This window comes from Deinococcus sp., from assembly GCF_018260555.1.
In the GTDB taxonomy this organism is placed as follows: Bacteria; Deinococcota; Deinococci; order Deinococcales; family Deinococcaceae; genus Deinococcus.
Genome location: NZ_JAGLBB010000025.1, coordinates 1 through 18,695, shown reverse-complemented (window position 1 = coordinate 18,695; position 18,695 = coordinate 1). Strand labels below are relative to the sequence as shown.

The window sequence follows — 18,695 nt, the reverse complement described above, 5'->3', positions numbered from 1 at the left end:
CCTCTTAGCGGAGTCGATATGATCAGCAATCACTTACAGGTGACGATTGGCCGCGCGGCGGACTACGCGCGCGAGGCGGGGCATGAACTGGTGACGCTGGAACACCTGCTGCTGGCCCTGACGCACGACCCGGAGGGCCGCGAGGCGCTGCTGGCGGTGGGCGTGGACGTGGAGAGGTTGCGCGACGACCTGCGGACGGTCCTGGCAGGGCTTGACACCGTGCCGGACGCCGAGCCGGAGTTCACGCTGGGCGTCCACCGGGTGGTCGAAGGCGCCGTCTTGCAACTACATGCCAGCGGGAAGGGCGCCCAGGAGGCGGACGGCGCGCGCGTGCTGGTGGAGTTGCTGGAGGAGGAGGACAGTCCGGCGCGCGCGGCCATCGAGGCGCAGGGAGCGTCGCGGCTAGATGTCCTGACCTTCGTGTCGCATGGGTCGGCGAAGGTGTCGGGTCAGGGCCGTGAGCGGCGCGTGGCGGGCGTGGACGGCCCGGACGCGGCCGGGGCGGAGGGCGCGGCGCCGGAGCTGGACCCGCTGGAGGCGTACGCGTCGGACCTGACCGAGCTGGCGCGCGCCGGGCAATTCGATCCGGTAATCGGCCGCGAGGCGGAGCTGGAGCGCACGGTGCATATTCTGGCGCGGCGCGGGAAGAACAACCCGGTCCTGGTCGGCGAACCGGGCGTGGGCAAGACCGCGCTGGCCGAGGGGCTCGCGCAGCGGGTGGCGGACGGGCGGGCACCGGGATTCCTGCGGGACGCGTCGGTGTTCGCGCTGGACCTGGGGGCGCTGCTGGCCGGCACCCGCTACCGGGGCGATTTCGAGGCGCGGTTGAAGGCGGTCCTCGCGGCGCTGGAGGGGCGCAACGCGGTGCTGTTCATCGATGAGCTGCACACGCTGGTGGGAGCCGGAGCGACCGAGGGCGGGAATGTGGACGCCGCGAACCTCCTGAAACCCGCCCTGGCACGCGGCGGGGTGCACGGTCATGGGCTGCGGGTGCTGGGCGCGACCACGCCGGCCGAGCTGCGCTTCCTGGAGAAGGACCGGGCGCTGTGGCGGCGCTTCCAGACGGTCGAGGTGCCCGAGCCCAGCGAGGAGGACGCCCTGAAGATCGTGCAGGGGCTCTCGGGACGCTACGAGGCGCATCACGGGGTGACATTCACGCCGGGGGCGCTGGAGGCGGCGGTGCGGCTTTCCGTGCGCTACCTGCGCGACCGCTTCCTGCCGGACAAGGCCATCGACGTGCTCGACGAGTCCGGCGCGGCGCGCAGCAGCGCCGGGAAGGGCGGCGAGATCGACGTGCCGGACATCGAGGGCACGGTGGCCCGCATGGCGCGGGTGCCGCTGGGCGCGGTGCGCGCCGAGGAGGTCACGTCGCTGGCCACGCTGGGCGCGGACCTGCGCACACGGGTGTTCGGGCAGGACGCGGCCGTGGAGGCCGTGGCGAGCGCCGTGAAACTGGCCCGCGCGGGCCTGCGCGACCCGCAGAAACCGCAGGGAGCGTTCCTGTTCGCCGGGCCGACCGGGGTGGGCAAGACCGAACTGGCCCGCGCACTGGCCGAGCGGCTGGGCATTCACCTGGCGCGCTTCGACATGAGCGAGTACCAGGAGGCGCACACGGTCGCGCGCCTGATCGGAGCGCCGCCCGGGTACGTGGGCTTCGATCAGGGGGGCCTGCTGACGGACGCCGTGGCGAAGCACCCGCACTCGGTGGTGCTGCTCGACGAGATCGAGAAGGCCCACCCGGACGTGTACAACGTCTTTTTACAACTGATGGATCACGGCACCCTGACCGACCATACCGGGAAGAAGGTGGACGGCCGGGGAGTGATCCTGATCTTCACCACGAACGCCGGGGCCGCCGACGCCGCGCGGCCCGCGCTGGGCTTCGGGCGGGTGGGCCGCGCGGGCGAGGAGGCGGGGGCCGTGAAGCGGACCTTCACGCCGGAATTCCGCAACCGTCTGGACGCCACGCTGCACTTCTCGCCGCTGTCCCCGGCGGTCATGGGGGGCGTGGTGGACAAGTTCCTGCGGGAATTGCAGGCCCAACTGACCGAGCGGGGCGTGACGCTCACGGTCAGTCCGGCGGCCCGCGCGCGACTGGCCGAACTGGGCTACGACCCGGTCATGGGGGCGCGGCCACTGGCCCGCGTGATCGAGACGCGCGTCAAGCGCCCGCTGGCCGACGACTTGCTGTTCGGCCGCCTGAAAGGCGGTGGGTCGGTGAAAGTGGGCGTCCGCAACGGGGAATTCACGTTCAATTAACGGGCGCAGCCGAAGGGGTCACAGGAGGCGCCGCTTTGGTCCGCTGCCCGCGTGACCATTTCATCCGTAAGTCATACGGACTCGGGTAGGAGCGCCGTAGAGCGAGCAGGAGAGAATTGGATTCCGGGCGTGGAGTTCGTTGCCCGCTACCGTCGCAGGTGATCGGTAAAATAGGCAGAATCCGTTCCAGGAGTTTTAACGTGCTGGACGTGAAGATTCCCTATGATTCCCCTCATCTGAGGGGCAGCCTAGCCGGGAAGATCGTGTCATGAAACCCACCCTGCTGGCCCTGCTGACCGCCGCCCTTCTCGCCTCCTGCGCTCCCAAGGAAGACACGACCACCACGACCGATACAGGCACCGCCACCACCGGGACGAACGAACCCACCGTGGCGAACCCCGTCGCCGAAGGCGAGGGTGCTACCGACAATGCCGCTGACCCTGGCGTTGACAGCACGGTCACCAACGCCGATGACGCCACCGTGGGCGAAGAGATCGACATGGCCGTAGGCGACGGCCTGGAAGGCACCGTGACCGACTTCGACGGCACCGCCAAGACCTTCACGCTGAACGAGAACGACGCCAACTACGCTGTCACTGTCGATGATGCCACCGTGTTCGAGGGCGGCGCCACCACGGCCGACGAGTTCTTCGGCACTGATCGCGCAGCCGCCAAGATCGCCGTCGAAGGTGAGATCGACGAGGCCAGCAGCACCCTGAAAGCCAACAAGATCACTCTGAACTGACTTGCCGGGGGCATGAAGAGCCGGACTCCTGTGGGGGTCCGATTTTTCAGTGTGGTGAGGGGAACGAGGCCGCGACCACAGCGCCGGGGGTATGCTGCCCGGCATGATTGAGCCCGTCGTGACCCGCCCGGCTGTCCCCTTCGACGCGGCGTTCGCCGTGCCCCTGGTGCAGCAGACCATCGGCAAGGTCGGATTGGCCCTGACCGGGGCCGATTCGGATACCGGGGCGGCGCGGGCCATGCTGGGCTTTTTCCCGCTGCGCGGCAACCGCCTGAGTTACCAGAACGTGCAGATCGCCGCGCGTGGCCCCGAACCGCTGGGGCTGCTGCTGGCCTACCCCGGCGCTCAGGCCCACGCGCTGGACGACCCGTTCCGCGAGCGACTGGCGTCCCTGGGACTGCCGGCGCAGGTGGAGTCTGAGGGCACGCCCGGCGAACTGTACCTGGACACGCTGGCCGTGACCGAGGCGGCGCGCGGACAGGGGGTGGGTGCCACACTGCTGCAAGCGGCGGCGGCCCAGGCGGGGGCGCAGGGCCTGCGCCGCGTGGGCCTGCTGGTCGAGGACGGCAACCGTGCCGCGGCGCTGTACGCCCGCGTGGGCTTCCGCGCGGCAGGCAGGCGCACGCTGGCGGGCGGATCGTACACGCACCTGATCTGGACTCTGCCCGGTTAAGGGGCGTCCGCTCTGGTGGGGTCAGGGGCTGGTGGCGTGCCTGGGTGCACCGCCCGGGTGGGTTGGTCGGGCGTCCGGTATGGCCGGGGTCATCCTCCGGTTGATCCGCCCGCGGCGTGCGGGCGCTATGCTCGGCGGCGTGCGCCGCGTTGTGTGGGTTCTTGTTGCGGCGGCGGGTCTGGCAGCGGTCGTTGCCCCCGCCGCTCCGTTTCTCTCGCGGTACGCGGCCATTCCGCGCAAGGCGGACGGCCCGCTGACGGTGCTGCTGGCCGGTGTGGACGTGGACTACGACGACCGCGCCGCCGTGTGGCCCTGGCCCGCGAAGGCCGAGTCGTACGCGACCCGTACCGACACAATCATGCTCACGCAGGTGTGGCCGGACGGTCGAGTGAACATGCTGGGCGTGCCGCGTGACTCGTGGGTGAACATGCCGGGGTACGGGTGGGGCAAGATCAACGGCGCGAACGTGCACGGCGGCCCGGACCTGCTGATGCGGGCCGTACAGGACCTGACGGGCGTGCGCGTGGACGCGTACGCGCTGGTCAGCCTGAACGCCATTCCGGCCATGACGGCGGCGGCCGGGGGCGTGACGGTCGATGTGGGGCAGGCCATGAAGTACGACGACAACGCCGGAAAACTGCACATTGACCTGAAGCCGGGGCGTCAGCGCCTGAACGGCGAGCAGGCGGCCGGGTTTCTGCGCTTCCGGCATGACAACCTCGGTGATATCGGGCGGATCGCGCGGCAGCAGCAGTTCCTGACCGCGCTGGGCGCGCAGGTTCGCAATCCACTGAACGTGTGGCGGTTGCCGATGATGGTGGGCGCCGTGGACCGCAACGTGAAGACCAACCTGACGCGCACACAGGTCGCGGCCCTGGGCGGCGCGGCGCTCTCAGGCCCGCAGGTGCAGACGTTCAGCGTGCCGGGTACCTTCGGGTACCGGGGCGCGGCGAGCGTGTGGGAGGTGGACCGCGTGACCCTGAACGCCCTGATCCGCAAGGCGTTCCGTGATCCGGATGACGTGCGGTCGCTGGGCGTGGCGGTCGTGAACATGGACGCCCCGGACGGCAGCGCGGGCCGCCTGAAAGCGAGGCTGGAGGGTCTGGGCTACACGAACGTCTGGATCGTCAGTGAGCCGCGTGGTGCGGCCAGGACGACCGCCTCGGGTGGGGCGGCGGCGCAGGTACTGCGGGACGTGGGATTCGGGGCGGTTACCGACACGCCGGGCGCGGCGGGCGCAGACGTGACCATCCGGCTGGGATCGGATACGCCCGCGCCCTGAGACGCGCTGGTGGTCAGAAGTCGGCGGTCATACGGACTCCGGCTGACTGGTTCGCAACCCATTCAACCGGATCAGAGCGAGCAAGAGAAAATTGGGTTCCGTGCGTAACGGTATCAAGGCGGGGCTGATCCGGGTTGTCAAGGAGACAGGCGGCATCCGATCAAGCCCCCTTGATCTGAACCGATTCAGACCGTACCGTGCTCCGTGTGACTTCCTCCCTGACCGGCAATCTGAAGTGGTGGCAGAGCGGCATCATCTACCAGATCTACCCGCGCTCCTACCAGGACGACAGCGGCGACGGCGTGGGAGACCTGCGCGGCATCACGCGCCGCCTGCCGTACGTGGCGAGCCTGGGCGTGCGGGCCGTGTGGCTCTCCCCCATCTTCAAGAGCCCCATGCGGGACTTCGGGTACGATGTGGCCGATTACTGCGCCATCGACCCGCTGTTCGGCACGCTGGAGGACTTCGACGCGCTGGTCGCACAGGCCCACCGCCTGGGCCTGAAGATCATGCTGGACTACGTTCCCAACCACTCCTCGTCCGACCACGCCTGGTTCCAGGAAGCGCTGACCGGCCCAAGCAGCGCGAAACGCGACTGGTACGTGTGGCGCGACCCGGCCCCCGGCGGCGGCGTACCCAACAACTGGAAGTCCTTCTTTGGCGGCCCCGCCTGGACACTGGACGGGGCCAGCGGGCAGTACTACCTGCACCAGTTCCTGCCCAGCCAGCCGGACCTGAACTGGCGCAACCCGGCCGTGCGCGCGGCCATGTTTGACGTGCTGCGTTTCTGGATGCGCCGGGGTGTAGATGGCTTCCGGGTGGACGTGATCTGGCTGCTGGCCGAGGACAACCGCTACCTGGACGAACCCCGGAACCCCGACTGGCAGCCCGGGCAGCCTGAACACTCGAGTCTGCTCCACCCGTACACCCAGGACCAGCCCGAGACGCACGGGTACATCCGGGAGATGCGCGCCGTGCTGGAGGAGTTCGACGACCGCATGATGGTGGGTGAAATCTACCTGCCGGTGGACCGGCTCCTGACCTATTCGGGCACGGAGGACGCCCGGATGGTGCACCTACCGTTCAACTTCCACCTGATCCTGTTGCCCTGGAACGCCGCCCAGGTTCGGCAGTTCACAGACGGGTACGACGCGGCGTGCCTCGCAGCGGGCGCGTGGCCGAACTGGGTGCTCGGCAACCACGACCAGCGCCGCTTCCGCAGCCGCGTGGGAGACGCGCAGTACCGCGTGGCGCAGACGCTGCTGCTGACGCTGCGCGGGACGCCCACCGTGTACTACGGCGACGAGATCGGCATGCGCGACGTGGTCATTCCGGCCGACCGCATCGTGGATCCGGCTGCGCTGCAACAGCCGGACAGCCCCGAAGCGGGCCGCGACCCGGAACGCACGCCCATGCAGTGGGACGATGCCGTCAACGCGGGCTTCAGCGCGCCCGGCACGACCCCGTGGCTTCCCCTCGCAGACGACGCCGTCATCCTGAACGTGGCCGCGCAGGAGCAGGATCCGGCCAGCGACCTGAATTACTTCCGCGCCCTGACCCGCCTGCGCGAAGGGCACCCGGCCCTGATCGGCGGCACGTACCGCAGCGTGGACGCCCCGGAGGACGTGTTCGCCTTCGTCCGCGAAGGTCACGGCGAGACCCTGACTGTCCTGCTCAACATGGGGAGCCGGGAACACGACCTGGGGGGCCTGACGCGCGGCGAGACGCTCCTGAGCAGCCTGGGCGACCGGCCAGCGAGCGGCGCGCCCCTGCGTCCCGACGAGGCCCGCATCCTGCGTTGACCAGGGACCCAGAGGTGAGACTTTACTGAAACGGCTGTCCGCAACGCACAAGATGAAGCCGGTGCAGAACGTAGAATGACCGCATGAGGGCACGGGTGGGGTACGGATTGGTGCTGGGCGGCGGCGGCGCGCGCGGGCTGGCGCACGTGGGCGCGTGGCACGTCCTGGAAGAGCACGGCCTGACGCCCGGCGTGATTGCCGGAACGAGCATGGGCGGCCTGGTCGGGGCGTTCATTGCCGCCGGTTACAGCGCCCCGGAACTGATCCGCATCTCGGAGTCCGTGTCGTGGCGGCGACTGCTGGACCTGCGGCCCGGCCCGGGCCTGATCCGCGCGTCCATCCTAAACGCGTGGCTCTCACAGCACCTGCCGCGCACCTTCGAGGAGTTGAAGGTGCCGCTGGCGATCACCGCGACCGACATGCTCTCGGGGCGCGCCGTGTACCTGACGCGCGGGAATCTTCACGAGGCGCTGCGGGCCACGACCGCGTACCCCGGCGCGATCGAACCCGTGGCGGTTGACGACATGCTGCTCTCGGACGGCGGGATTCTGAATCAGGTGCCGGTAGACGCCGCGCTGTTCCTGGGGGCGCGGCGCGTGCTGGCCATCGACGTGACCGCGCCGGACCCGCTGGAACTGCACGAGCGGCGCGTACTGCTGTGGAAACGCGAGGCGAACCTGGGGCCGGTACGCGCGCTGCGGCGCTCGGTGGAGATCATGCAGGCACAACTGACGGACGCCCGCGTCAGCCTGTACCGCCCGGACGTGCTGCTGCGCCCGCACCTGGGCGACATTGATCTGGTCAGTTTCAACCGTTCCGCGCAGGCCATCCGCGCCGGGAAGGACGCCGCCCTGGCCGAGTTGCCGCGCCTAAGCGCCCTGTTCGGCTGACAGCGCCCGCTTCCAGACGGTTTCGGGAAAAGCGCCCGGACCCGGCCGGAAGCGGATGGGGGGGTGGTAAGAGCAGGGGCCATGCGGCCCGACTTCATCCGGTATTCTGCGCTTTGCATGACCAGACCTGACAGACCTGCACCGTCCGCCTTTCAGAAACTGTGGAAGGAACTGCTTGAACCGATCGTGTTCGCGGTCGTCATCACGCAGTTCGTGGCGACTCTGGTCGGCGTGGACGGTGTGAGCATGATGCCGAACCTGCGGGACCGGGAACGCGTGTTCGTACCCAAGTACGAAACGTGGCTGCACAAAGCCGGGGTGGGGGAATTCAAACGCGGGGACATCCTGATCTTCAAACCGTCCCGCACGGCCGCCGAGAAGATCGCCAACCTGAACAAGAGCGCATTCGGCCTGTGGACCTACCGCCCGTTCCTGATCAAACGCCTGATCGGCCTGCCCGGAGACCGGATCAGCGTCAGTGGCGGCGAAGTCACCGTGAACGGCACGCCGCTGGATTCCAGCTGGACGACCGCCTACTGGCAGGAGCAGGGCTGCTGGGACACCCAGAGCGACCTGGCAAACAACGCCACGGCGTCCGTGAGTTACGGCGTGGTGCAGGACCAGAAGGAGTTCACGGTGCCGCAGGGCACGTACTACGTGATGGGCGACAACCGCACCGCGAACGGCTCGGAGGACTCCCGCATGATCGGCCCGGTCGAGCGCCGCGACGTGGCGGGCCGCGCCGCCGCCGTCGTGTGGCCCATCATGCGCAAGGCGAACGTGAAGTACGACTGTAACGCCGGAGCAGTGGCGGAATTCAGCGGCGAGAACGTCCTGAACTGGCGTCTGCTGACGCCCCCCGCCGCCTTCGACACCCTGAAAGCCGCCCTGAACAAGTAACCATACGGACTGCCGCTCCATTCCGCCACAGTCGGGAAGACACCGCCGGCGGCTCCATACAGCGCAATCCGTATCAGAAGTGCGTTCCGCCGTCTTCGCCAGGGAGGTCCTCGTCGGTGTCGTCGCCCAGCGCGGTGATCTCGGTGCGTTCGTCGGTCACGCGGTAGGGGCCTTCCTTGGCGATGTAGTTGGCGGCCATCCGCAGCGTTTCCTCGACCCAGCCGTAATCGCTACTGATGGTCGCCACGCCGATCACTTCCCAGTCGTGGGCGTCCAGGCCGTCCAGACGGGCGACGGTCAAGGGAAAGCGGGCTTTCAGGCGTTCCACGACCGGCCGGACCAGTGCGCGTTTCTCTTTCAGGCTGGCGACCCAGGGCATTTCAAGCCGGACGGTCAGGACGCCCACGTAGCCGAGGGCCACGCTAGAGCATGCCGGCCAGGAACCCCTGGGAGCGCACCGAGCGCACGAGGTCCATGACCGGCAGTTGCGAGGGATCGTAGTGCCCTTCGATCCGGCCCTCGTCGGGCGTGGCGCGGGTCACGCCGGGCAGGGCGCTCAGGGCGGCGGCAACAGAGGTTCCCGCGTCGCGGGTCATGCCGCGCACGCCCAGCACTACGCGGGCAGCGTTGGAGGTCATGCCTGCCATTATGCGCCGTGTTCTGGCATGCCCGGTGCGGGTGCGCGCGGCCCGGTGCGCAGGCGGGTGCCGGGCGCCGTGTCGGCGCGGGTGCCCAGGTGACATACAGCGCTCTGACCGGTCAAGACGGCACTTTCACTGGTGGCGGCGTCGAGCAGGTCGGGGGTCAGGGTGAAGTGGACTTCGTATACGGCGGTGTCGTAGGCGCTTTTCACGGCGGCGTGCAGCAGGCCGGTGCTGGTGCCTTCGGGCGCGCCGGGCAGGACGCTGACCGTCCGTACGAGCACCAGCGGGCGGTCACCCTGCCACACCGGCTGGGCCAGGATGAAGCCGACCAGCGTGTCACCGTCCTCGGCCACGAACGAGTGCTCGCTGCGCTCATAGAATTTCAGGGCGGGCTGGCTGGTGTGCAGGCGGCCGTCGCGTTCGCGTTCGGGCAGGGTGTCGAAGGCAGGGTCCTGGCGTTGCAGGGCCAGGTCCAGTGCCTGCATGGCCGGGTAGTCGGCCTCGGAAAAGGTGCGGTAACGCATAGCTCAAAGCTAGTGCATGCGCGGCGCGTGCACCGTGAAGAGGCGCGCGGGCGCGGGTGAAACCGGGCGGGGAACAAGCCCTGTCCTATGTCGTACATGGACTGCGTCTGTTTCATTTACCAGCCACAGCGGGTTACCCACTCCAGGCCCGGAACCCGCATTGCTCCCACTCGCGTCCGCTCGGATTGAAAGGTCTTTGCAGTCCATTTAATCGGAGTTCGTCTTATACGGATTCCGCTCCATTCCGCCACAGTCGGAAAAGCGCCGCCTGCGGCTCCACACCGCGGAATCCGTATGCTGTTCCTACTCGCGTCCACTCGGATTGATTCAGAAGTGCGCCGAATCAATCGGAATCCGTATTACAGGTGGGCGGTCTCTTTGGGGTAGCGCTTCTGCCACAGCGCCCAGCCCTCGTCAGGGAAGGCGCGCCGGGCTTCCGGAGCGAACAGCAGCGCCCCCTGCTGTTCCAGTTCGGGATCGGGAGTGGGCAGGACCTCGGTGGTCTGCATGGCGGGATGGTCAGCCCAGGCGATCAGGCGGCCCGAGCCGCCCCAGGGGTCGTCGGTGACCCACACGAGGCGGCCCACGCCGAGCAGGGCGCTGGCCCCGCCACACATCAGGCAGGGTTCCAGGCTGGTGTAGAGCGTCAGCGTTTCAGGATTCTCCACTTTTCCCACGTTGAAGTACAGGTCCATCTCGGCGTGGGCGACGCTGGCCCTGCCGACGTGTTCGGGCGTCTGGGCCTCGGCCACGCGGTTGCGGCCGCGCGCGACCTCGTGGCCGCTGGCATCGACCAGCACGGCCCCGACGGGTGCGCTCCCGGCCTGCTGGGCCTCGCGGGCCAGGTCGAGGGCGAGTTGCAGCCAGCGGCGGTGTTCCGGGGCAGAGCGGTGGAGGGCAGGCATGGCGGCAGTGTGACGCGCCGCACAGAGAATTCCGTAGCTTCGGCTGGATTGTCACGCCTGCGTGAAGGGGACCTCCAGTGACGGGGGGGCCAGACGGGCGGTCGCCGGGGGACGGGTGGGCTGGGGTGACTTCCAGATGCCCCGGCCCACCCGTGGGCAGTCGGTTCTTGAAGCGCCGTCAAATTTGCTTATACTGAGTTCAACTTCGTACTGATCTGTTCCGATGCGGACCCGCCGGGGTCATGGGCTGAGTACCCTCCAGCCACGCCGGAACAGATTCCACCTTCTCCCCCATGTCCCTCAGACCTCAGCTGAGGGCGGGGTGCCCCCCAGTCCCTGCAGGAGTGCCATGACCCACGTAACCCCCACCCGCCCCTGGCTCAGCAGCTACGAACCCGGCGTACCGCATGCCTTCGCGCCCAGCGGCCTGACCCTGCCGGACCTGCTGCGCCGCGCCGCCGAGAAGTACCCGGACCGCGTGGCTATGTCCTTTATCGGGGCGAACACCACCTACGGGCAGCTGTACCAGAACGCCCAGCGCTTTGCCGCCGCGCTGCGGAAGATGGGCGTACGCCCCGGCGACCGCGTGTCCATCATGCTGCCCAACAGCCCGCAGTTCGTGACCAGCTTCTACGGCACGCTGCTGGCCGGCGCGGTTGCCGTGAACACCAGTCCCATGTACACCCCGTCCGAACTGGAACACCAGCTGAACGACAGTGGCAGCGAGACCCTGGTCATCCTGGATACCTTCTACCCCCGCTATGCGGAAATCCGCGCCCGCGTGCCGGTCAAACGGACCCTGGTGACCGGCGTGCACGACGCCCTGCCCTTCCCGAAAAACCTGCTGTACCCCATCAAGGCGCGCCGCGAGGGCACCTGGGTGACTGTGCCGTTCGACGAGCGCGTGCTCCCGTACGCCAAGGTGCTCGCGTCGCAGGCCCCCGCCGCGCCCAGCGTGAACATCAGCACTGACGACGTGGCCCTGCTCCAGTACACCGGCGGCACCACCGGCGTGCCCAAGGGCGCGATGCTGACCCACGGCAACCTCGTGTCGAACAGCGAGCAGGCCCGCGCGTGGATGAGTGACCTGCGCGACGGGCATGAAGTAACGCTGGGCGCCATCCCGTTCTTCCACGTGTACGGCATGACGGTCGCCATGAACCTCAGCGTCCTGACCGGCGCGACCCTGGTGCTGGTGCCGAACCCGCGCGACATCAAGATGGTGCTGTCGCAGATCACGTCGTCCGGTGCCACGCTGTTCCCCGGCGTGCCCACACTTTACAACGCCATCAACAACCACCCGGACACGCCCAGGCACGACCTGACCAGCATCCGCGCCTGCATCAGCGGCAGCGCGCCCCTGCTGCTCGAAACGTCGCGCCGCTTCAAGGAGATCACGGGCGGCGCCAACCTGGTCGAGGGCTACGGCCTGACCGAGGCGAGCCCCATCACGCACGCCAACCCCATCTTCGGCGAGCACCGCGAAGGCAGCATCGGCGTACCGTTCCCCGGCGTAGAGGCCATCGTCGTGGATGACGAGGGGCAGATCGTCGCGCCCGGCGAGGTCGGCGAACTGTGGATCGCCGGTCCGATGATCATGAAAGGCTACTGGCAGCGCCCTGACGAGACCGCCAAGACCCTGCGTGAGGCGTATGGTCTGACCTGGCTGATGACCGGCGATATGGCCACCATGGACGCTGACGGGTACTTCCGGATCGTGGACCGGAAGAAGGACCTGATTATCGCTGGCGGCTTCAACATCTACCCCCGCGAGGTCGAGGAAGCCCTGATGAGTCACCCGGCCGTCATGGAAGCCGCCGCCGTCGGCCTGCCCGACACCTACCGCGGCGAAAGCGTGCACGCCGTCGTGGTCCTGAAACCCGGCATGAACGCTACCGAGGCCGACATCATCGCCCACTGCAGGAGCCTGCTGAGCAACTACAAGGTGCCCCGCAGCGTCGAATTCCGCACCGAACTGCCCAAGACGGCCGCCATGAAAACCCTGCGCCGCCAGCTGGCCCAGGAAGCCCGCGAGGCCCAGCAAACCCGTAACGCCCAGAAACAAGCCAAGAGCGCCTGACCCTGGAACCCAGCAGCAACACAGAAGCGGGGTGTGCCGGTTAAACGGTCACACCCCGCCTGCCTCTGGTCCTCTCCGGACTGCGCTCCATTTCGCCCCCGTCGGGAAGGCCGCCTACGGCTCCATCCCCCCCAGGTGCGTGTGTAGCTCCTCCTCGCGTCCGCTCGGATTGATTCAGAACTGCCCCGAAGCAACCGGAGTCCGTGTCTTACGGATTCCGCTCCATTCCACCACAGTCGGGAAGACACCGCCTGCGGCTCCATACCGCGAAACCCGTCTGCTGTTCCTACTCGCGTCCGCTCGGATTGCTTCAGAACTGCCCCGAAGCAACCAGAGTCCGTGTCAGGCGTTCGCCAGCGGCGCGTAGGCGGTAGCGCTGCCGTCCAGCGGGCTGGCGGGCCGGCCAGAGCGGATGGCGGCGGCCCCGGCCAGGGCGATCATGGCTCCGTTATCGGTGTTCATGCCCCGACCGGGAAACACGACGTTCAGGTCGGTGGCGCCAAACGCTTCGCGCAGCGCGGCGTTCGCGGCGACGCCGCCGGACACCACGACGGTGCCCCGGCCCTGGGCGTGCGCGGCGCGGGACGTGGTTTTCACGAGGACGTTCACGGCCGCCCGCTGGAAACTGGCCGCGAGGTCCTCGGGGGCCGCGCCCCCCCGGTGGGCGAGTAGCGCCGCCGTTTTCAGGCCGCTGAAACTGAAGTTGAAGGTCTTCTGCCCCTGCAGCGGCTCCTTGAACGGCACGGCGTCCGGATTGCCGCGCTTGGCGGCCTCGCTGATGGCCGGGCCGCCGGGGTAGCCCAGTCCGGCCAGCCGGGCAATCTTGTCGAAGGCCTCGCCCGCTGCGTCGTCCATGGTCGCGCCGACCAGAACGTACTCGCCGTCGCGCGGCACGTCGAACAGGTGCGTGTGCCCGCCGCTGACCACCAGGGCCAGGAATGGGGCGCGCAAGTCTCCCTCGCTGGCCGCCGCGAAAATGTGCCCTTCCAGGTGGTGCGCCGCGTGGAACGGAACGTTCAGTGCCTGCGCCAGGCCCTTGCCGTACATCAGGCCGACCAGCAGCGCCCCGACCAGTCCGGGGCCGGACGTGGCAGCCACCGCGCCGATGTCACTCACGGTCAGGTTCGCCTCGCGCAGCGCGTCGCCCATGATCTCGTCGATGCGTTCCACGTGCTCACGGCTCGCGAGTTCCGGCATGACCCCGCCGTAGCGGGCGTGGACCGCCTGGGACCACACCCGGTTGGCCAGCAGGTTCACGCGCCCGTCTGGCAGCAGTTCCACGATGCCGACACCGGTATCGTCACAGGACGTATCGATTCCCAGCACACGAACAGGCGCGGAACGCGGAAAGGGCGGCACGGAGGCGGCAGAAACACTCATCGGGACGGAGTGTAGCAGGCACGCCAGACGCAAACGGTGATGGACGCTGGTCGGGAGCGGACGCCACCTGGGTGGGTTGAGAACGGGCCAGAGACGGCAGCCCAGATCAGCGTTGCTGGTCGCGCACGGCAGCGAGGGTGTCCTCGAATTCGTCCAGGAATTCGTCTTCCAGGGCGCGGTCGCGGATCAGGGCGTCCTGTTCCGTGGTGGCCTGTTCACGGGTCCAGCGGACACGGGCGTGCCGGGCACTCGCCACGTTGCCTTTTCCGGCGATGAAGCGGGCGGCGTGGCGGACGGCAGCGTGCGGGTCGTCGGTGGGCGCGGTGACGCTCAGGTTGCGCAGGCCCCCCTGGTCGTTGACGAGGGAACAGGTGACTTCCACGCGGACGCCGTTCCGGGCCAGGAAGACCTGATCCACACGCCACATGCTCGTGGCGCGGATGGGGTCGGGGGCGGTGCGGGGGGCGCGGCGCCGGGGCATGTCAGGGGGCGCCGTGGGCAGACGCCGCGCCGTCGGGTGGGCTCCACTCGCGGGCCTGTTCGAGACCCAGCAGGACGCGCCCGGCACCTTCGGCCAGCGCTTCGAGTTCCAGTTCGCCGGGTATGACGAGAACCGGGGCGATCCACGCGACGCGCCGCTCGATGCGGTCCACGAGTTCCTCCCAGCGGGCAATACCGCCCGTGATGACCAGCGCGTCCGGGCGGGCACTAAGGGCCCCGGTCTGCTCGCCCAGGGCCTTGCACACCTGATGAACGAAGGCGGCGGCAACCGTCTGCACGTCAGTTTCGGACTGCAGCCGGGTTTCGAGGTCGCGCAGGTCTTTGCTGCCGGTCAGGGCGAGGAATCCGCCCTCGCTGCTCAGGCGGGTCAGGGCGGCGCTGTCGCCGAGGGTGCGTGCCAGGGCCAGGAGCGCGCGGGGCGCGATGGGGCCGCTCTGCATGGCCCCCATGGGGCCGCCGTCGGGGCCGGTGCCGGTGGTGTCGACCGCGCGGCCCCGGTCGAAGGCGGTGACGCTGGTGGTGGCCCCCAGGTGCGCCACGACGATGCGGGCGTCCTGAAAGCGTGTGCCGACCTCGTGCGCGGCGCGCCGGGCGACGGCGCGGGCGTTCAGGGCGTGAAATTCTGCGGTGCGGTGAATCCCGCGCAGGCCAGTCACACGCGCTTCGGGTAGCAGTTCGTCGGCGCTCTGCGGGTCCACGATAAAGGCCGGCACGCCGCGTACCAGGGCGGCAGCGAGCGCCAGCGGGCCGCCCAGGTTGGGCGGGTACAGGCCGCGCTCACCCTGCGCGGCGTACGCGGAGAGTTCAGGGGTCACGCGGTAGGTGCCGGTGGCGACCTGGCCGATCAGACCGCCACGTCCCACGAAGGCGTCCGGGGCGGGCCAGTCGGCGGCCAGGTCCAGGATGGCCTGCGTGATGTCCGGCACCTGCGCGGCGGTGGGCGGGCCGCCGAGGGGCAGTTCGGCGCGGGTGAGGGTCAGGCGAAGCTGTCCGGGGAGCGCCGGATTGGCGCTGGGGTCAATGCGCGCGCACGCGAGCTTGACGCCGCTGGTTCCTGGATTGATCACGTGGGCGATCACAACGCCGCAGCGTAGCAGATTGACCGCTCCCCCCGAAGGGACAAATGAGGCGATCTTCAATGCACTCTCATGGGAACCGCCACCTGCTGCGCTGAACGCAACAGACGGCAGCCCCTATGACGTGCTTTACACGCTCGGTTCGATCAGCCCGTAGTGCCCGTCCTTGCGGCGGTACACGACGCCGCAGGTGTTGGTCTGCATATGCATGAACACGTAGAAGTCGTGTCCCAGCGCTTCCATCTGCGCGACGGCGTCCTCGGGGGTCATGGGCCGCATGTCAAACCGCTTCATGCGGACGATCTCGGGGCTGAATTCGGTCACGTCGTCCGCTTCGGCGTTCACGGCGGCTTCGGCCGGGCCCGGCTCGGGCTGCGGGGTCAGGTCATGACGGCTTTTCAGGTAGCGGGTCTTGAATTTCCGCAACTGCCGTTCAAGAACGTCGCTGGCCTTATCGATGGCGGCGTACATGTCCGCGTGGTGTTCCTCTGCGCGGATGATGCCGCTGGGCACGTTCAGCTGAACCTCGACGCGGTTTCGGCGTCCGGAGTCCCGCACGTCACGGACGGTCAGGGTCACGCGGGCATCGGTGATCTGATCGCTGTACCGGTCCAGCCGCGTGAGTTTCTCCTGCACGTACGCACGCATGGGATCGGTGACTTCCACGTTCCGGCCTGACAGCTTGTAGATGTGCACGGCTTTCACCTCTTCCTTTTCCGGAGGGTGGGATCGGCTCCGGTCACCTCACAATAGGCCCAGGGTCAGGGAACTGTCAGGCGAACACCTCACAGCGCCCGCCCCTGCTTCCGGGGTATGCTCCGGGACGGAGAGCACACGGGTGGTCGTCACCCTGCTGTGACAGGCCCGCCGTGTGCCACATGCCCGCTCACCCACGCCGTTCTGGCGGTGTTCGCCAGCCGGGTGTGCCCTGCCTAAGTACACTGCGTTTATCATGTGAGCTTCAAGGTCCTTAGATGAAGGCCCGGGACAGTCGGTACCCACGCCGTTGGAACAGGTTCTTGCAAGCCATTCACTCCCAGCGGACGCGAAGAGCTGCGCCGCAGGGCAGATGAATGCAGGGCAGCCGGTCGGGCGCGGCGTGGGCACCCTGGCGCAGGAACAGACCGTCAATCCACCAGACGGCAGTCCGTATCATGGACTGAGATTGATTCGCTGCAGTTCTGAATCCATCCGAGCGGACGCGAGGAGGAAGGGCAGACGCCCCTTCGCGGTATGGAGCCGCAGGCGGCGCCCTTCCGACTGTGGCGCAGTGGAGCGGAAGTCCGTATGAGCGGTCCCGGCGCGCTGTATTCTGGTGGCGTGAAGGTAGACCGCCAGGAACAGGATGACGCCCGGCGCGAGCGCATTGCCCGCGCGGCCTTCGAGTTGTTCGCGCGCAGTGGCCTGGACGCCACCAGCGCGCAGGACATCGCCCAGGCGGCGTTCGTGAGCCGCACCAACCTGTACCGTTACTACCCCAGCAAGATTCACATGCTGCTGGCGCATTTCGAGAAGGCCGTGCAGGCCAGCCGCGACGACGCCACCGAGCGCCTGCGGGCCGGGGCGAACCCGCAGCAGGTCTGGGAGAAGGTCACGGCCCGCATGGCGGACCTGGGCGTGCGTTACCAGCATCTGGTCGGCGCGGTCGGACAGGCCGTTCTGGGAGCGTCACCCCTGGAGTCGAAACCGGCCCCGCAGCGTGCACCCGGCGTGCCCGGCGACGGCATGCGGACCGCGCTGACCCTGGCGGCCATGGTGGAACCCGTACTGCTGGCCATGCAGAATCAGGGGCGCCTGCGGCCCGAGGCGAACATCAACATGCTGAGCGTGCTGCTGGTCGACGCCTTCATTCTGGCGCTGCTGCACGGCGGGCACCGGGATCAGCGGGAGGTGCTGCGTGACTGGCAGGACCGGTTCAGCCTGCTGATGCACGGCGCGTTGGCTCCCGGCATCAGCCTGCGCGACCCGGCCCCTGGTGAGCGCGACCCTCTGTAATCCCTGATGCCGATCGGCTCCTACCGTCAATGCGCTGCATGCACCCCTCATCCTCGAGGACGGGAGTCTAGGCGCTGAGCGGGGTGCTCGGGATTCAGACGGACTGCGCTCCACTGCGCCACAGTCGGAAGGGCGCCGCCTGTGGCTCCATACCGCGAAGGGGCGTCTGCCCTTCCTCCTCGCGTCTGTCCTTCCTCCTCGCGTCCGCTCGGATTGATTCACCGTATCAGTCCTGGCGGGCGCGTCTCAGGCGGTAGAGCAGCGCGAACACCTGACGCTGCTCCTCGGCCAGCAGGGCACGCCGGAGCGCTTCAGGCGAGATGGGCGGCGCCGGCGCTTGCGCTGGAGGGACCCGACTGCGCAGGGTGTCACGCAGGTCCCGCAGGTAGGGTGTCCCCCACTGATTCCAGCTTGAATTGTTCGCGTCCCTCGCCTTCCTGGTCATAGTGGCAGGGTAATGAGAAGGTTCACACAGTTCTCTGACTTCCAGCCACATTGAGGGTCACCAGAAATGACCTCTGTCTCATTGACCTGAATTCCGATTAAATACCTTGAAGCTCACATTGCGCCATGCCGGGAAAGCACCGGAACCTCTCCATTCCCGCTCCAACGTACTTTCTTCTGATCCGCGCTCCGCGCGGTTTATGGACAAGATAAACGCAGTGTACTTAATTCAGAACTGCAGTGGTAACTGCTCAGCAGGGCGAGCTCAGGGGTTGAAGTTGGGCATGAGCACGTCACCCGTGAACACGCTGACCAGACCCTCCCAGACGCTGAGACCTTGCTTCTGCAACGTGGAGATGTAACTCCTGATCCGAGCAAAATTCCGCCCACCCTCCTCGGACCGGAATCCTCCAGATACCTTGCGTTTCACGCACCATGACCGCACATCCCGCTCTGCCTGATTGTTGTCGAACGGCACCCGGCAGTCATGCAGGAACAGCAGCACCGCCGCGCGGTGCTGCTGGCACCGCAACGCCAGATTCCGCCCATGTGACTGCTTCGTAGGACCCCGCCGCCCTGGAACGGGCGGCGCGGC

Annotated in this window: 19 protein-coding genes; 9 read left to right on the top strand and 10 right to left on the bottom strand. The window is 68.1% G+C overall.

All coding sequences use genetic code 11. From position 1 onward, the window contains the following. Window positions 1-18: 18 nt before the first annotated feature. The 7 genes from QZ271_RS06685 (at window position 19) to lepB (ending at window position 8,551) form a co-directional block, all read left to right on the top strand. Entirely contained in the window at window positions 19-2,259 is a 2,241-nt protein-coding gene (locus QZ271_RS06685; protein ID WP_291429946.1) for an AAA family ATPase, read from the top strand. Window positions 2,260-2,527: 268 nt separating this feature from the next. After that, complete coding sequence (locus tag QZ271_RS06680; RefSeq protein ID WP_291429945.1) at window positions 2,528-3,004, top strand: hypothetical protein; 477 nt, start codon at window positions 2,528-2,530, stop codon at window positions 3,002-3,004. A gap of 103 nt (window positions 3,005-3,107) precedes the next feature. After that, window positions 3,108-3,677, top strand: coding sequence for an N-acetyltransferase (locus QZ271_RS06675; RefSeq protein WP_291429944.1), 570 nt, complete (start codon window positions 3,108-3,110; stop codon window positions 3,675-3,677). Between the two features lie 139 nt (window positions 3,678-3,816). Next, window positions 3,817-4,959: an LCP family protein gene (locus QZ271_RS06670; RefSeq protein ID WP_291429943.1), complete on the top strand. Its 1,143-nt coding sequence runs from the start codon at window positions 3,817-3,819 to the stop codon at window positions 4,957-4,959. Between the two features lie 206 nt (window positions 4,960-5,165). After that, the gene (locus QZ271_RS06665) at window positions 5,166-6,761 is read left to right on the top strand and encodes an alpha-amylase family glycosyl hydrolase (RefSeq protein ID WP_291429942.1); all 1,596 of its coding nucleotides are present in this window, start codon (window positions 5,166-5,168) and stop codon (window positions 6,759-6,761) included. 83 nt (window positions 6,762-6,844) lie between these two features. Next, complete coding sequence (locus QZ271_RS06660) at window positions 6,845-7,651, top strand: patatin-like phospholipase family protein (protein ID WP_291429941.1); 807 nt, start codon at window positions 6,845-6,847, stop codon at window positions 7,649-7,651. Window positions 7,652-7,768: 117 nt separating this feature from the next. Next, window positions 7,769-8,551, top strand: a complete 783-nt coding sequence (lepB, locus tag QZ271_RS06655; RefSeq protein WP_291429940.1) for a signal peptidase I — start codon at window positions 7,769-7,771, stop codon at window positions 8,549-8,551. Between the two features lie 73 nt (window positions 8,552-8,624). Here the strand turns inward: lepB and QZ271_RS06650 are convergent, their stop codons facing one another. The 4 genes from QZ271_RS06650 to QZ271_RS06635 all read right to left on the bottom strand — a co-directional run bounded on the left by QZ271_RS06650 (window position 8,625) and on the right by QZ271_RS06635 (window position 10,624). Continuing rightward, window positions 8,625-8,972, bottom strand: a complete 348-nt coding sequence (locus QZ271_RS06650; RefSeq protein ID WP_291429939.1) for a DUF503 family protein — start codon at window positions 8,970-8,972, stop codon at window positions 8,625-8,627. Between the two features lies 1 nt (window position 8,973). After that, complete coding sequence (locus tag QZ271_RS06645) at window positions 8,974-9,198, bottom strand: heavy-metal-associated domain-containing protein (protein ID WP_291429938.1); 225 nt, start codon at window positions 9,196-9,198, stop codon at window positions 8,974-8,976. Continuing rightward, entirely contained in the window at window positions 9,198-9,719 is a 522-nt protein-coding gene (locus QZ271_RS06640) for a DUF1999 domain-containing protein (RefSeq protein WP_291429937.1), read from the bottom strand. The genes QZ271_RS06645 and QZ271_RS06640 overlap by 1 nt, the downstream gene beginning before the upstream one ends. 359 nt (window positions 9,720-10,078) lie before the next feature. Continuing rightward, entirely contained in the window at window positions 10,079-10,624 is a 546-nt protein-coding gene (locus tag QZ271_RS06635; RefSeq protein WP_291429936.1) for a nucleoside deaminase, read from the bottom strand. A gap of 349 nt (window positions 10,625-10,973) precedes the next feature. Here QZ271_RS06635 and QZ271_RS06630 point away from each other — a divergent pair, with 349 nt between their 5' ends. Then, window positions 10,974-12,704: a long-chain fatty acid--CoA ligase gene (locus QZ271_RS06630; protein WP_291429935.1), complete on the top strand. Its 1,731-nt coding sequence runs from the start codon at window positions 10,974-10,976 to the stop codon at window positions 12,702-12,704. A gap of 342 nt (window positions 12,705-13,046) precedes the next feature. Here QZ271_RS06630 and tsaD read toward each other — a convergent pair whose 3' ends face one another. The 4 genes from tsaD to raiA all read right to left on the bottom strand — a co-directional run bounded on the left by tsaD (window position 13,047) and on the right by raiA (window position 16,357). Continuing rightward, the gene (gene tsaD, locus QZ271_RS06625; RefSeq protein WP_291429934.1) at window positions 13,047-14,084 is read right to left on the bottom strand and encodes a tRNA (adenosine(37)-N6)-threonylcarbamoyltransferase complex transferase subunit TsaD; all 1,038 of its coding nucleotides are present in this window, start codon (window positions 14,082-14,084) and stop codon (window positions 13,047-13,049) included. Window positions 14,085-14,190: 106 nt separating this feature from the next. Beyond that, a complete protein-coding gene (locus QZ271_RS06620) occupies window positions 14,191-14,565 on the bottom strand; it encodes a hypothetical protein (RefSeq protein WP_291429933.1) in 375 nt (124 codons plus the stop codon). 1 nt (window position 14,566) lies between these two features. Further along, window positions 14,567-15,664: a butyrate kinase gene (locus QZ271_RS06615; protein ID WP_291429932.1), complete on the bottom strand. Its 1,098-nt coding sequence runs from the start codon at window positions 15,662-15,664 to the stop codon at window positions 14,567-14,569. Window positions 15,665-15,790: 126 nt separating this feature from the next. Then, complete coding sequence (gene raiA / locus QZ271_RS06610; protein ID WP_291429967.1) at window positions 15,791-16,357, bottom strand: ribosome-associated translation inhibitor RaiA; 567 nt, start codon at window positions 16,355-16,357, stop codon at window positions 15,791-15,793. A gap of 624 nt (window positions 16,358-16,981) precedes the next feature. Between raiA and QZ271_RS06605 the strand changes: the two genes are divergently transcribed. Then, complete coding sequence (locus tag QZ271_RS06605) at window positions 16,982-17,656, top strand: TetR/AcrR family transcriptional regulator (RefSeq protein ID WP_291429931.1); 675 nt, start codon at window positions 16,982-16,984, stop codon at window positions 17,654-17,656. 226 nt (window positions 17,657-17,882) lie between these two features. Here the strand turns inward: QZ271_RS06605 and QZ271_RS06600 are convergent, their stop codons facing one another. Both QZ271_RS06600 and QZ271_RS06595 read right to left on the bottom strand, forming a co-directional pair. Continuing rightward, window positions 17,883-18,101 carry a hypothetical protein gene (locus tag QZ271_RS06600; protein ID WP_291429930.1) on the bottom strand — a complete coding sequence of 73 codons (219 nt, stop codon included), beginning with the start codon at window positions 18,099-18,101 and terminating at the stop codon, window positions 17,883-17,885. Between the two features lie 264 nt (window positions 18,102-18,365). Next, on the bottom strand, window positions 18,366-18,695 hold a 330-nt coding region (locus tag QZ271_RS06595), incomplete at its 5' end, for a transposase (protein WP_291429929.1).